The organism is Legionella tucsonensis (assembly GCF_001468035.1).
GTDB classification, from domain to species: Bacteria; Pseudomonadota; Gammaproteobacteria; order Legionellales; family Legionellaceae; genus Legionella; species Legionella tucsonensis.
Window position 1 is genome coordinate 896285 of record NZ_LNZA01000001.1, and the last position, 14786, is coordinate 911070.

Sequence of the window (14786 nt, forward strand, 5' to 3'; positions counted from 1 at the left end):
GGGATCATTGCTCACCCATATGTAAGGTTATGAGTTTATTTGTAGCCTGGGTGCAGCGCAGTGGAATCCGGGGATTCGGATATGAATAAATTCTCAATCCCGGCCTCCACTGCGCTGCACCAGGCTAATTTCCTAATAGCAATGACACCTAAAGTTTTAAATTATGGATGGAAATGAATGAATATTGATGAAATAAAGGGACAGATTGCTGAACTAAAAGATAGAATAAGGCAATATGATTATCACTATTATGTTCTGGATGAGCCACTGGTCCCTGATGTTGAATATGATCGGTGTTTTCGTGCATTACAGGATTTGGAAGCCAAATATCCGAAATTATTGACAGCAGACTCACCTACCCAACGCGTGGGTGGAACTCCCGCAGATGCCTTTATGCCAGTAACTCATCGGCAACCTATGTTGTCCTTATCGAATGTGTTTGCCGAGGGAGAATTACAAGCATTTATTAAGCGTGTCACTGAAAAACTGGATGAACCAGTTCAACAATTGGTTTTTACCTGTGAACCTAAATTGGATGGACTTGCGGTAAATCTTAGCTACGAAAATGGAACATTGATTTCTGCAGCAACACGTGGTGATGGAACTACAGGTGAAAACATTACTGCCAATATTAAAACAATCTCTGCAATTCCTTTAGTTTTAAGAGTAACAAAACCACCACGGTTTATCGAGGTTCGTGGTGAAGTATACATGCCGAAAGCAGGATTTGAAGAGTACAATAAAAAGGCTCAAGAGTCTGGGGAAAAAGTTTTTGCTAATCCTCGCAATGCTGCGGCGGGAAGCTTACGGCAATTGAATCCCGCAGTGACAGCAAGTCGGCCTTTGGGCATTTATTGCTATGGGATAGGTGCTTGTGAGGGATATAATTTACCAGATAGCCATTGGGAGCAATTGCAATTACTCAAAAAATTCGGCTTTAGGGTATCTTCAGATACTAAACAGGAAGTGGGTATCAAAGGGTGCTTGAGTTATTATCATGATATGTTAGCCAAACGTAATCAACTTCCTTTTGAGATTGATGGAGTTGTTTATAAAGTAGACAGTATCCCTTTGCAACAACAACTTGGTTTTATTTCGCGAGCTCCCCGATTTGCCTGTGCCCATAAATTTCCTGCTACTGAAGAGATGACCGAGCTGTTAGCCGTTGATTTTCAGGTAGGAAGAACTGGGGCTTTAACCCCAGTAGCCCGTTTGGCACCGGTCAATGTTGCAGGAGTTACTGTAAGTAATGCGACTTTGCATAATATGGATGAAATTATCAGAAAGAATATTCATATAGGTGATAGTGTCATTATTCGTCGTGCGGGTGATGTTATTCCTGAAGTAGTTTCTGTCGTTCTCGAGCGACGCCCCGCAAATATCAAAGAGATTCATTTACCTAATAAATGCCCTGTTTGCGGTTCTGATGTAGTGCGTGAGGAAGGAGAAGCGGTTGCGCGTTGTGTAGGTGGTTTATTTTGTAAAGCTCAATTAAAAAGAATGATGTGGCATTTTGCTTCACGTAAAGCGATGTATATTGAAGGATTGGGGATTGTACTTATTGAGCAGCTCGTCGATGAAGGGATTGTGCGACATTTACCCGATCTTTATACGCTTGATATCACTACTTTGGCAAATCTCCCGCGCATGGGGGAGAAGTCGGCAAAAAATTTATTGCATGCTTTAGAAAAAAGCAAAAATACTACATTCAGTCGTTTTCTTTATGCGCTGGGGATCCGTGAAGTTGGTGAATCCAGTGCTCGGATGTTAGCGGAGCATTTTGGGGATATCGACGCAATTTCCAAAGCAACAGAAGAAGAGTTGATAAGCTTGCAAGATATGGGACCTGTAGGTGCTTTTAATGTGGTGCATTTTTTTGCACAAGAACATAATCGTCAAGTCATTGAACGTTTATTAGCTCTTGGGGTACATTGGCCAAAAATTGAGAAAAAGAAAGTTAACAAAGAGCATTCTTTATTTGGAAAAACAGTGGTTCTAACAGGAATTTTAAGTACTATGGGACGTGAAGAGGCCAAAGCAAAATTATTGGCTGTGGGAGCTAAAGTAACGGGTAGCGTCTCAGCAAAAACAGATTATGTCATTGCTGGAAGTGAAGCAGGTTCTAAACTGGATAAAGCAAATAATCTAGGTGTTGCTGTTTTGGATGAAGAACAGTTTCTTAAAGTATTAGCGTAATTTGAAAAGGAGAAGCATTAGTAACTCGCATTCTGAGCTTCACTTTAATCTGGCTACTCTAAAATAAGGATTTTTTTTGAATTGTATACAACGAATAGTTCTGTTTGGTTTGTTTTTTAATTGGAGCTTTGCTTATACCTGGCCTTGGGTTTTAAATAATCCATATCCGCACAAGCAGGCAAAAGAAAATATTTACTACTCATCGTTTTCCGAACAGCCTAAAACTCTGGATCCGGCACGGTCTTACTCATCTAATGAGTCTCTTTTTCTTGCTCAAATATATGAGCCATTGTTGGAGTATGATTATTTGCAAAGGCCTTATCAATTAATCCCATTAATAACTACGCAAATGCCCCAGTTAAAGTATCTTGATGCACACGGTAATCCACTACCTGAAAACAGCCACGAAACACCTGCTTACAGTGTTTATACTATAAACATTAAAAAAGGAGTTTATTATCAGCCTCATCCAGCTTTCGCTAAAAATAAAGAGGGTTCATATTTTTATCATCATGTGACTCAAAAATATTTGAATGATGAGGGTATCCATCAATTATCTGACTTTAAGTATACCAGCACGCGTGAATTAATTGCTGATGATTACATTTATCAAATAAAACGTTTGGCCAATCCTGCATTGAGTTCACCGATTTATGGCTTAATGAGTGGTTATATTGTGGGGTTTGCAGAATATGGACGGATACTTCCTCGCGGTAAGCGATATATTGATTTGCGCAATTATCCTTTGAAAGGGATTAAAAAACTGGATGATTATTCGTTTGAAATCACTTTAAAAGGAGAATACACTCAGTTTTTATTTTGGTTGGCGATGTATTTTTTTGCACCAGTTCCTTGGGAAGCCGACTTTTTCTACTCTCAGCCCGGTATGTTAGACAACAATATTACTTTAAGCTGGTTTCCAGTGGGTACAGGTCCTTTTATGTTAGTTAATAACAATCCTAACCGAAATATGGTATTAAAAAAGAATCCAAATTTTCGCGAAGATTATTTTCCAACTACAGGCTCGGAGGAGGATAAGAAATTAGGATATTTGGATAATGCAGGTAAACGTCTGCCTTTTATTGAAAAAGCCGTTTTTACTCTTGAAAAAGAAGCCATTCCGCGTTGGAATAAATTTCTGCAAGGCTATTACGATAACTCCACGATTGGTGCGGACAGTTTTGATCAGGCAATCCACACAAATCGACATGGCAAAGCCGAGTTAACACCGGAGATGCAAAAAAAACATATATATCTTACTGTGGCATTACAACCTACTATTTACTACATGGGCTTTAATATGCTTGATGGCGTGGTAGGGGGGGCTAGTGAGCGGGCGCGTAAATTAAGAAGGGCAATTTCAATTGCAGTAAATTATGATGAGAGTATAGCTATTTTTCATAATGGCCGAGGTATTGTGGCCCAAGGGCCGATTCCTCCCGGTATTTTTGGTTATAAAGAGGGTAAGGAAGGAATTAATCCTTACGTTTATAAATGGAAAGATGGTGAGGCTGTGCGACGCCCCATTAGTGATGCAAAAAAACTTATGGCAGAGGCAGGATATCCTGATGGAATTGATCCCTCTACTGGAAAGCGCTTAATTTTGCATTATGACGTCACTACCTCAGGTAATCCTCAGGATAAATCATTGTTTGATTGGATGCGTAAACAATTTGCTCAGATAGGCATTGATTTGAATGTACGGGCAACTTTATATAACCGTTTTCAGGAAAAAATGCGTACCGGTGATGCGCAAATATTTAGTTGGGGTTGGGTGGCGGATTATCCTGATCCTGAAAATTTTCTATTTCAGTTGTATAGTGCTAATGGCAAGGTAAAATTTAGCGGTGAAAATGCTGCCAATTATCAAAATTCTGAATTTGACCGTCTTTTTAATTTAATGAAAAATAGAAAAAACGATATGCAGAGGCAGAAGATTATAGATGATATGATTGCTATTGTACGACGCGATGCTCCATGGAGTTGGGGGATACATCCTGAAGAATTTGTTTTATCCCAGAATTGGGTTTCACGCGTTAAACCCAATACAATGTCTTCTGCAACTTTAAAATATATTGCCATCAATGTACCCGAACGAAACAGATTGAGATCCGCTTGGAATCAACCAGTTTTTTGGCCATTAGGTTTATTGTTTTTGCTTATTCTCATCCTAATTTTTCCTTTGGTTATTGCCTATCACAAGAAAGAAAGAAAATCGGCAGAAAGGAAGTTTATCCCATGATCAAATATTTACTGCGTCGAGTTATTTATTCAATTCCTATTCTTTTTGGAATTAATCTTATTACTTTTATTTTATTTTTTATGGTGAATACACCAGATGATATTGCACGCATGCATTTGGGACAAAAACATGTAGCACAACAAGTGATCGATGATTGGAAAGAGTCACATGGTTATAACCTACCTTTGTTTTATAACGAACAAAAAACCGGAATACAAAAAATACAGGCGACATTGTTTTTTCAAAAGTCCATGAAGCTGTTTACTTTTGACTTTGGCGCATCTGATTCAGGGCGAGATATTAGTGAAGATATTACCTACAGAATGGGTCCCAGCCTTTCAATTGCGTTACCTGTCTTATTGTTGGATGTCATTACTAATATTATTGTAGCTATGGCAATGGCTTTTTTTCGAGGAACATATCTTGATTTCACTGGTGTGGTGATTTGTATTATTTTAATGTCGATTTCCAGTTTATTTTATATTATTGGTGGCCAATATCTTTTTGGTAAATTATTACGTCTGGTACCCATTTCAGGTTATGACGGGGGCTTTGAGGCTTTGAAATTCGTTATTTTGCCAATTACCGTGGCCGTACTCAGTGGTTTGGGGGCGGGGAGTCGTTGGTATCGTACTTTATTCTTGGAGGAAATGCATAAAGATTATGTTAAAACAGCCAGAGCTAAAGGACTATCGGAACAAAGAGTGATGTTCAAACATGTACTGAAAAATGCAATGCTTCCTATATTAACTGGAGTTGTAGTGATTATTCCTTCCTTATTTATGGGAAGTTTGATCTTGGAATCTTTTTTCGGCGTCCCAGGCTTGGGTAGCTATACGATTGATGCAATTCAACAACAAGATTTTGCTATCGTGAGGGCTATGGTGTTCTTGGGTTCAATTCTTTACATTGTAGGATTGGTATTAACAGATATCTCTTATATGTTGGTAGATCCCCGGGTGAGATTATCTTAAACAAGTAGTTTATTGTTAAATAATAAGGGCCTCTCTATCTTATATCTGAGAGATAATCACAAAGTTAAAGAGATTTTTACTGTTATATAATGAATCTTTATACTCCCCACGTACTGCGCTTTAAGCGCGGTACGTGGGATGAAAAGGTTTGTTGGGTTACTAGGGGCTCATTGCCTGATACCTGCAAAGATAATGAGATTGGTTGAGAAGAAAAAATGATGATTGATTTTCTATGGACTGATAAATGCTTTCTCACTTTATTAGGCTTAAGTGCGCTGGTTATTTTACTGAGTTTACGCAAGTATCATATAAGGCGTTCTTTTTCTATAATTTTGCGCAGACCCATCGCTGTAAGTGCGGGTATCATTTTGTTATTTTTTATTACTGTTGGTATTTTGGATTCGATTCATATTACATCGGTAAAGAAGAAAACAGAAACTGTAGCTACTGTGTTGGATAATATTTTGTCTCCTATAGATAAAATTTTAGAAAAAACCTATTCGGCGCCGTTGGCTTTAAGGCAATTTATTAGTGAAACTACCTTGGTGAATGGTGTTATTGAACAGTCTTATCCATTATTGATTTACCCTGGAAAACGGGTAAAAACAGAATCAGAAAAAAACGAGATCATAAAGAGTGCAATTAGATATGCGTTGAAATGCGGTATATTAGCGGTATTTTTTATAGGAATAGTCCTGCTACTCATTCGTTTTTGCAGGCGATTAAGACCTTTTTTTGCTTTAAGTGCGACGAGTTTAAGCATCTTAATCACCGTAAGTGCTCTTATATTTTTTGTTGTACTTGGATATGAACTGTCAAGAACATTTCATGTATTAGGTACTGGGCAAATTGGCCAAGACATTTTTTACTTTACAATTAAGAGCATACGTACAGGTTTGGTCATTGGTCTTTTAACTACTTTATTTATGCTGCCCTTAGCTTTGTTTTTGGGAGTCGTGGCAGGATATTTTGGAGGCTTGGCAGATGACTTAATTCAGTATACGTATACCACATTAAGCTCTATACCTGGTGTTTTACTAATTACTGCCTCAGTTTTGTCTTTGCAAGTTTACATAGCCAACCATCCTGAGCAATTTACTACTTTAGCTCAAAGTGCGGATGCGCGTTTATTGGCACTTTGTTTCATCCTTGGCGTAACAAGTTGGACCAGCTTATGTCGGCTTTTGCGAGCTGAGACTTTGAAGCTACGTGAAGTAGATTATGTTCAAGCGGCACGTGCTTTAGGATCTAATTGGTTTACTATTATTCGCAAACACTTATTGCCCAATGTGATGCATATCGTGGTGATCACTCTGGTTTTGGATTTTAGTTTCCTGGTTATGGCTGAGGCCTTGCTTTCTTATGTGGGGGTAGGGGTTTCACCTATGACCATAAGTTGGGGAAATATGATTAATAGTGCACGGTTTGAACTGGCACGTAATCCCGTTATTTGGTGGCCTATATTGGCTGCATTTGTTTTTATGTTTTTGCTGGTTTTAGCGATTAACTTATTTGCAGATGCAGTCAGGGATGCCTTTGATCCCCATCAATCGCAAGTTTGATATACAAAAAATGTGATTTAGGTTCTTGGTTTATCATCATCATGATGCAGGTATGCAAAACCCTTGATTTAGGTTAAAGTTCATCAATTAAGCTTAATGAGTTCATTTTCTTATGCAACAACGTTTTGTTCATTTACGTGTCCACACTGAGTTTTCTGTGGTTGATGGCTTGACTCGTGTTATGCCCTTAATGAAGGTTTTACCATCCCGAGGGATGTGTGCTGTTGCAGTGACTGATTATTGCAATTTGTTTGCGGCTGTAAAGCATTATAAAAATGCTGTTGATATGGGAATCAAGCCTATTATTGGGAGTGATTTACCTTGCCATGATCCTGAACAACCTGAGCGAGTTTTTTCTTTGGTTCTTTTATGCCTTAATTCTCAAGGGTATAAAAATTTAACCTGTCTTATTTCCAAAGCATATCAAGAAGGGCAATATCAAGGACAACCAAGAGTACAAAACCAATGGATTCAAGAGTACTCAGCAGGGCTTATCGCATTGTCTGGCGGAAAATTCGGTGATATCGGACAAGCTTTATTAGCCAATGATGATCCTTTAGCTAAAAGTCGAGCGATATATTGGCAAACACTTTTTCCCAATCGTTTTTATTTAGAAATTCAACGGACAGGGCGGCCTGACGAAACCCGCTACAATGAAAAATTGATTGCTTTAGCCGATGAACTGAAATTGCCGTTAGTAGCAACCAATGATGTACGTTTTCTTGATCAAGAAGATTTTGAGGCGCATGAAGCGCGTGTTTGCATTCATGAAGGGTATACATTGGCTGATCCTAGAAGAGTGCAAAAGTATAGTGCGCAACAGTACTTGCGATCAGCTGATGAAATGATTGCTTTATTTTCTGATTTGCCATCTGCAATAGAAAATACAGTTGAAATCGGCAAACGATGCACAGTAAAACTGGATTTAGGAAATAATTATTTACCTAATTTTCCCATACCGGATGGATCTACTGTTGAAGAATATTTATCTCATTTATCACAAGTCGGTTTAGAAGAGCGTTTACTGCAAATATTTAAAAGCAAATCGCCTGAAGAACTGCAAGCATCAAGAGAAGAGTACGACAAACGTTTGCAGGTTGAACTCAATGTAATTAATAACATGGGCTTTGCCGGTTATTTTCTAATTGTGGCTGATTTCATCCAGTGGGCAAAAAAAAATGGTGTGCCAGTTGGTCCAGGACGAGGTTCAGGAGCTGGATCTTTGGTTGCTTATGCATTAAAAATTACTGACTTGGACCCTTTAGAGTATGAGTTACTTTTTGAGCGTTTCTTGAACCCAGAACGGGTATCCATGCCTGATTTTGATATCGATTTTTGTATGGAAGGTCGTGATCGGGTCATTGATTATGTGGCCGAGAAATATGGCAGGCAAAGTGTTTCACAAATCATTACCTTTGGTACTATGGCTGCAAAAGCAGTAGTACGAGATGTTGGACGTGTATTAGGTCATCCCTATGGTTTTGTGGATAAGTTAGCAAAATTAATCCCTTTTGAGATAGGTATTACATTAAGTAAGGCTTTGGAACAGGAAGAAGAACTAAAGCGTCGTTACGAAGAAGAAGAGGAAGTAAAAGAACTCATTGATTTGGCTTTAAAACTCGAAGGGATTACCCGTAATGCAGGGAAACATGCCGGGGGAGTAGTAATTGCGCCATCTCAGCTTACAGATTTTACCGCGATTTATTGTGAAGAGGGATCTACACAAATTGTTAGTCAGTTTGATAAAGATGATGTCGAAGCGGCGGGTTTGGTCAAATTTGACTTTTTGGGATTGCGTACCCTGACGATTATCGATTGGGCATTAACTACGGTAAATAAAAAACGAGCTGTTGAAGGTTTGCCTGCAGTTGATATCAGTCAAATTCCAACAGATGATACCGCAACTTTTGATTTATTAAAGGCATGTAAAACAACAGCAGTATTTCAGCTGGAATCTCGTGGTATGAAGGAGTTAATTAGCCGTTTACAACCTGATTGCTTTGAGGACATTATCGCTTTAGTGGCTTTATTCAGACCAGGTCCTTTGCAATCTGGAATGGTAGATGATTTTATTGATCGTAAGCATGGGCGTGCGGCAGTTGACTACCCCCATCCGGATTTGGAGCCAATTTTAAAGCCAACTTACGGTGTTATCTTATATCAAGAGCAAGTAATGCAAATTGCGCAGGTATTGGCAAATTATACTTTGGGTGCTGCGGATTTGTTACGTCGTGCGATGGGAAAGAAAAAACCTGAAGAAATGGCGAAACAACGAGAAATCTTTACTCAGGGCGCGACTGCTCGAGGAGTTGATGAAAAAATTGCAACCCATATTTTTGACTTGATGGAAAAATTTGCAGGTTATGGTTTTAATAAATCGCATTCAGCTGCATATGCGTTGGTAGCTTACCAAACTGCGTGGCTTAAGGCACACTATCCGGCTGCATTCATGGCTGCGGTTATGTCTTCAGATATGGATAATACAGATAAAGTGGTCACTTTTATTGATGAATGTGCTCATATGAAGTTGAAGGTTTTACCCTCATCAATTAATCACTCGATGTATCCTTTTACAGTAGTTGATGATGCCACTATTATTTATGGTCTTGGTGCTATAAAAGGGGTGGGAGAGTCTGCTATTGATTGCATTATGGAGGAGCGTGAAGCAGGAGGGAAATATACAGATTTATTTAGTTTCTGCCAACGACTGGATTTACGCAAGGTGAATCGACGCGTATTAGAAGCGCTAATTAAAAGTGGTGCTTTTGATGATTGGAATGTAGAGCGAGCAATATTAACTGCATCTTTGGAAAAAGCTCTAAAGGTGGCAGAAAAAGAGCATCAGAATCAATCCAGTGGTCAATTTGATTTATTTTCATTACTAGAAGACGATACGAATAAGCAAGATTATGTGCAATGCAAACCCTGGTCGGAGGCGCAGCGTCTGGAAGGTGAGCGAGAAGTATTAGGCTTTTATCTAACCGGGCATCCTGCAGATCAATATCGGCGTGAGTTTGGTGACTTTATCGTTTCAATCAGTCAATTAAATCCATCCATGCATAAAAAAGCCATTATTTGCGCGCAAATTGTTGGAATTCGCAAAATTTTGACGAAACGCGGTAAGAAATTAGTAATTCTTGGTATGGATGATTCTACTGGGCGACTTGATGTTGTTGTTTTTGGTGAGCTGTTTGAGTCCTCAGCACCAGGTTTGGCAACTGGAGATATGGTGGTTATTGAAGGTGAAGTGGCTCATGATGATTATAATGGCGGTGTGAAAATGACCGCGAATTATCTCTATGATGTGCCAACTGCGCGTACTAAATTTGCTCGATGCTTGGAGTTACGTTTACACTCTAGAAATCAGGGGATTCTAGGCTCTATTAAGGCGTTATTAAAAGCTCATGTTGGGCGTTGTGCTGTACAATTTTCATACTGCAATGATTATGCTAGTGCACAGTTGAGTCTTGCGCAACAATGGCAAGTAATGCCAAGTGATGAACTACTTGGACTTTTGATGAATCTTTTAGGGGATGAGCAAGTTTTAATGCGGTATTAGTGGAAATTATGATAAAGATCCTCGAATTACGCTGCGCTCACCCTGGCTATATTTTAGGTATAGTTTTTAACTAATTAACAGCTTATCCATTTTTGCTGCACAAATAAAATCATTATGACTCAAGCCATTGATGGCATGGGTCATAAAGCTCACGCGGCAATAGTTATAGCCTATTTCTAAATCAGGATGATGATTTTCGGTATTTGCAATCCATGCAAGTGCATTAACAAAAGCCATTGTTTCATAAAAATTTTTAAAAGATAAACTGCGTTTAATGATGCGATTATCTGCATTTACCTCCCAATTTTTATTTAACTGTGGCATCAGATTTTTAATTTGTTCTGCATTTAATGCATCGCCTATGCCTTCACATGATTCACAATGTTTGCTGCTCAAGTCACTGGTCATTTTATTATTTCCTTACTTGTAGTAATTACTCAATGTATTAAGAAATCGATCATTTTGTTCTTTGGTCCCTACAGTTACTCGTATGTAATTGTTCATCTTATATGGATGTAGTGGGCGGACTATGATACCTTTATCTAATAGATAGTTATAGAGCAACATACCGTCCTCCTTACTATCAAAGGTAAGAAAATTGCATGCTGAGGGTAAGTAATCGATATTTAATTGATTAAATCCATCTTTCATTTGCAGCATTCCTTCTGCATTGGTTTGCAAGCTTAATTGAATAAATTGATCGTCATCCAAGGCAGCATGAGCAGCGGTCAGTGCGACTTGATTTACCGTAAACGGTAACTGGATTCGTCGCATGAGCTCAACTATTGAGGAATGAGCTATTGCATAACCTAAACGAACACCTGCTAACCCGTATATTTTTGAAAAAGTTCGCGTAATCACTAAATTAGGATGTTTAGCCAACCATTCAATACTATTATAACTTAATTGAGGCTCTGCATACTCATAATAAGCTTCATCGATGACCAATAGAGTGCTTTCAGGAATATTTTCTAACAGACGTTTTATTTCTTTTTGACTAATCAGAACACCGGTAGGATTATTAGGATTCGCTAAAAAAATAATACCGGTTTGTGAATTGCATGTTTGAATCAACTTATCTACGTTAACATGCCAATCTGGATTAATTCCAATCGTGCGAACCGGGATATTCAAGGTATTAGCTTGAATCGCATAGGTGCTAAACGCATATTCGTGTGTGATGATGTGTTTGTCATTATGCAGTGCAAAGCAGTTGAGTAGAATAGTGAATATGTAATCCGAACCATTACTTACAAAAAGTTGATCCGTATCGATTGCAAGTTTATTTGCAAGTTTAGGCATTAAGTGATGATTCATTGGTGAGGGGTAAGTAGCTAAGAGATAGGTTGACATTTCTTTTAATGCGGCAAGAGCTAAAGGGCTGCAACCTAAAGGATTTTCATTACTCGCCATTTTAATAATGTCATTGACCTTAATCCCTTTCTCACGCGCTAGTTCTTCTATAGACTTCCCTGGCTTATAAGGGACTAAAGATTGTATGCCTGGATGAGGTAATTGTTGAAAGTTAACTGCCATAATTTTCCCTAACTAAAAATTTTCTTCATATTATCCAAGCTTTAGCTTCCTGTCACGAGCTCATTGAATTAAAAAAATAATTCTAGAGTGTATTACATCAGTCTGTAGGTGGCGAACACAGGTCTTGAATTTTTATTTCCATGACGTTAATCTTTGCATGGCAAACCAACCACAGGAAAAAATGGAATATGAATTGGCAAAAGGGATTTTCCCTTACTGAAGTATTGGTATCTTTATTACTGGTAACCACTTTAGCTCTGACTTTATTACAACAACAATGGCAGAGTAAGCAATTATTAAATCAATTAATTTTTAGAACGCACGGTTCACAATTTCTTGATCAAATTGAAGAATCCCTTGTGGCTAAAGTTTCAAAACTTCCACCAACGCCTTCCTCCTATCATTTGGATATACAGCTAAAAAATCAACAGTTACTTCTTCATCTTGTATGGTTTGAACAAGTAGGCTCTATAACCCGTCAACATCATCTTATTGGAAGTGGTGAATGAAAAAGCAAATGGGAGTCAGCCTGACAGAAGTATTGATAAGTCTTTTTCTGGCAAGTGTGATTATGACTTTATTAATCCAACTTTATTTGGGAAGCAAGCGTCAATATCTTGAAACAGAAAAAATTTTAGAAACACGTTTTGATTTACAATGGGTGAGTGATTTACTGAGTGATAGTATTCGGCGTGCGGGTTTTACCCCCTGTTTGGGCATTGATCACTTGCAAGTTATTGATCGCAGAAATCATCAAAATAGAATTCATGCTTTACAAACCGGAAATCAACCGAATCAATTCATCCATGTAAATCGTATGAATGAACACTTTGCAAAAATAATCAAAATTCAAGGCGCAACCAAAATAGTAACTCAAGAGCCAGTGATACTTCATAAAAAGCGTCCCATACTCATCGCTGATTGCGAACATGCTGAGGTACAAGAACTATTTGACATGGAACAACAAAGTAACAATTCACTTATTACTTTGAACAAGCCTCTATTTTTTTCTTATGACCGCTCGGCATATATTGGTGAGTATCTTGAAGAAAAATGGTTTATTAAGAGAAACGCGAATGATGTAGATACGTTACATTATCAGTTGGTACAGACAGAAGAAATAACTCCTTTAATTCATTTCATGCATACCCGAAATCGACACATAGAAGAGAAGCAGTTTCTTGAAATTATCATGGGATTGGATGAGAGTAAAACACATGAGCTTAAGGTTTTGGTGCGTGGCTCATGAGTAGGAAAAATAAAGGATTTATTTTATTACTGACCTTACTTATTATTGCTGTGATTAGTTTGCTTATTTTGACTTCGATGCAGCATGTTTTACTGTATTACAAGACAATTAATAAACAAGAAGTGTTGCACCAGAATTTTTATCAATTAGAGGATATTGCATTGCGATTGCTGCATCAACGCACAGCGTTGAGTCCGGACTGTGTGACACGCTCAGATTCTGCAAATCAAGTAATACATAATTTACTCGAATACAAAGGTTGCTCTTTAAAAAGTGGTTTAACTCAATACAAATATTACGTTGAGGACTTGGGAGAGTTTCCATGTTTGGTGGTTCGCTATAAGGGACGAAAATCAGCATCGCATCATCAACGAGTGACTGTTGTTCCCTTTGAGGAGGGATCCCCTGTGGCTTTATTGCAAATACGGTATATTAGTGCAGGAAGGGTGATCCCTTGTCTGGTAAAGGAACATGCTATTCCTCTGGGAGTGAGCAGCTGGCGATATTTACCTTCTCTATAAATAAATTTTATTAAAGGTAGGGGCTGATCTCATTTCGCTATTTTGATCAAGATAGTAGAAATGTAAACAGACTCTAATATTTTCTTGAGCTGCATCAAACCTAGTTGTATTGTAATAGCTAGGGTAAATAGAAAGGTTTTTAGGTGCATTTACAAAATATTTCTAAATTTAAGTATTGGCCGCAAATGGTGGTGCTTGCTTTATTGTTGGCAGGATATCTTGCCTACCGTTATTTTGCTTTTTATGACACCCGCTCAAATGATGCATATGTTTCAGCTCATGTAGTCAACATGGCTGCTCTGGTTTCTGGTCCTGTTTCGAGAATTTATGTTAAAGACAATCAGAGGGTGAAAAAAGGAGATAAACTTATTGAAATTGATTCTCTTCCCTATGTTTATGCGGTGCAGCAAGCTAAATCCAAGTTAGATATTGCTAAATTGAATTATGAAAATAAAAAGGCAGACGCTGCTCAAGCCAAATTTAAGATTGCGCAAGCGAATTTCGAATTAGATAAGGCAAATTATCTTCTAAATCACACTATTCTTGTAGCCCCTGAGGATGGTTACATCACCAATTTTAATTTACGCATAGGTCAGTACATTAAAAAAGGAGAAGGACTATTTGCTCTTATTGAAACCAAACAGTGGTGGGTGGTTACGCGATATAGAGAAACAGCACTTCGGTTGATTCAACCTGGAGATAAGGCAAAAATTATGATTGATATGTATCCAGGAAAAGTATTCCATGGACATGTAGACAGTATCGGTTGGGGGATTAATCGGGTACAAAGCGGTAATGTTATTCCTTCAACGCTGATTTATTTAGAAGCAACCGAAGATTGGATTCGTATAGCACAACGGTTTCCAGTGCGAATTTATATCGATGATTTATCTGATGAATATCCAATGCGCATTGGTGCCAGCGCTACTACCATTACATACAGGTGA

General features: G+C 38.2%; 11 protein-coding genes. 9 read left to right on the plus strand and 2 right to left on the minus strand.

The genetic code is table 11. The features are described 5' to 3' along the window. The first annotated feature begins 177 nt into the window (after positions 1–177). From ligA to dnaE, 5 genes are all read left to right on the plus strand, one after another. Positions 178–2196 carry an NAD-dependent DNA ligase LigA gene (ligA, locus tag Ltuc_RS03905; protein WP_058520023.1) on the plus strand — a complete coding sequence of 673 codons (2019 nt, stop codon included), beginning with the start codon at positions 178–180 and terminating at the stop codon, positions 2194–2196. Between the two features lie 76 nt (positions 2197–2272). Continuing rightward, complete coding sequence (locus Ltuc_RS03910; RefSeq protein WP_058520024.1) at positions 2273–4438, plus strand: ABC transporter substrate-binding protein; 2166 nt, start codon at positions 2273–2275, stop codon at positions 4436–4438. Further along, a complete protein-coding gene (locus Ltuc_RS03915) occupies positions 4435–5412 on the plus strand; it encodes an ABC transporter permease (RefSeq protein ID WP_058520025.1) in 978 nt (325 codons plus the stop codon). The genes Ltuc_RS03910 and Ltuc_RS03915 overlap by 4 nt, the downstream gene beginning before the upstream one ends. 215 nt (positions 5413–5627) lie before the next feature. After that, positions 5628–6974 carry an ABC transporter permease gene (locus tag Ltuc_RS03920; protein WP_058520026.1) on the plus strand — a complete coding sequence of 449 codons (1347 nt, stop codon included), beginning with the start codon at positions 5628–5630 and terminating at the stop codon, positions 6972–6974. Positions 6975–7086: 112 nt separating this feature from the next. After that, on the plus strand, positions 7087–10533 hold the full coding sequence (gene dnaE / locus Ltuc_RS03925) for a DNA polymerase III subunit alpha (protein ID WP_058520027.1): 3447 nt from the start codon (positions 7087–7089) through the stop codon (positions 10531–10533). A gap of 66 nt (positions 10534–10599) precedes the next feature. Here dnaE and Ltuc_RS03930 read toward each other — a convergent pair whose 3' ends face one another. Next, positions 10600–10941, minus strand: a complete 342-nt coding sequence (locus tag Ltuc_RS03930; RefSeq protein WP_058520028.1) for a 4a-hydroxytetrahydrobiopterin dehydratase — start codon at positions 10939–10941, stop codon at positions 10600–10602. 12 nt (positions 10942–10953) lie between these two features. Next, positions 10954–12069: a histidinol-phosphate transaminase gene (gene hisC / locus Ltuc_RS03935; RefSeq protein ID WP_058520029.1), complete on the minus strand. Its 1116-nt coding sequence runs from the start codon at positions 12067–12069 to the stop codon at positions 10954–10956. A gap of 188 nt (positions 12070–12257) precedes the next feature. Here hisC and Ltuc_RS03940 point away from each other — a divergent pair, with 188 nt between their 5' ends. The 4 genes from Ltuc_RS03940 (at position 12258) to Ltuc_RS03955 (ending at position 14786) form a co-directional block, all read left to right on the plus strand. Next, positions 12258–12578: a prepilin-type N-terminal cleavage/methylation domain-containing protein gene (locus Ltuc_RS03940; RefSeq protein WP_058520030.1), complete on the plus strand. Its 321-nt coding sequence runs from the start codon at positions 12258–12260 to the stop codon at positions 12576–12578. Then, on the plus strand, positions 12575–13318 hold the full coding sequence (locus Ltuc_RS03945) for a PilW family protein (protein ID WP_058520031.1): 744 nt from the start codon (positions 12575–12577) through the stop codon (positions 13316–13318). Before Ltuc_RS03940 ends, Ltuc_RS03945 begins: the two co-directional genes overlap by 4 nt. Further along, positions 13315–13839, plus strand: a complete 525-nt coding sequence (locus tag Ltuc_RS03950; protein WP_058520032.1) for a hypothetical protein — start codon at positions 13315–13317, stop codon at positions 13837–13839. Before Ltuc_RS03945 ends, Ltuc_RS03950 begins: the two co-directional genes overlap by 4 nt. A 143-nt stretch (positions 13840–13982) precedes the next feature. After that, positions 13983–14786: an efflux RND transporter periplasmic adaptor subunit gene (locus Ltuc_RS03955; protein WP_238584064.1), complete on the plus strand. Its 804-nt coding sequence runs from the start codon at positions 13983–13985 to the stop codon at positions 14784–14786.

Excerpts from the sequence above, each read along its gene's own strand:
- ligA (WP_058520023.1), top strand. The coding sequence starts at position 178 with ATGAATATTGATGAAATAAAGGGACAGATTGCTGAACTAAAAGATAGA.
- Ltuc_RS03915 (WP_058520025.1), top strand. The coding sequence starts at position 4,435 with ATGATCAAATATTTACTGCGTCGAGTTATTTATTCAATTCCTATTCTT.
- Ltuc_RS03920 (WP_058520026.1), top strand. The coding sequence starts at position 5,628 with ATGATGATTGATTTTCTATGGACTGATAAATGCTTTCTCACTTTATTA.
- dnaE (WP_058520027.1), top strand. The coding sequence starts at position 7,087 with ATGCAACAACGTTTTGTTCATTTACGTGTCCACACTGAGTTTTCTGTG.
- Ltuc_RS03930 (WP_058520028.1), bottom strand. The coding sequence starts at position 10,941 with ATGACCAGTGACTTGAGCAGCAAACATTGTGAATCATGTGAAGGCATA.
- hisC (WP_058520029.1), bottom strand. The coding sequence starts at position 12,069 with ATGGCAGTTAACTTTCAACAATTACCTCATCCAGGCATACAATCTTTA.
- Ltuc_RS03940 (WP_058520030.1), top strand. The coding sequence starts at position 12,258 with ATGAATTGGCAAAAGGGATTTTCCCTTACTGAAGTATTGGTATCTTTA.
- Ltuc_RS03945 (WP_058520031.1), top strand. The coding sequence starts at position 12,575 with ATGAAAAAGCAAATGGGAGTCAGCCTGACAGAAGTATTGATAAGTCTT.
- Ltuc_RS03950 (WP_058520032.1), top strand. The coding sequence starts at position 13,315 with ATGAGTAGGAAAAATAAAGGATTTATTTTATTACTGACCTTACTTATT.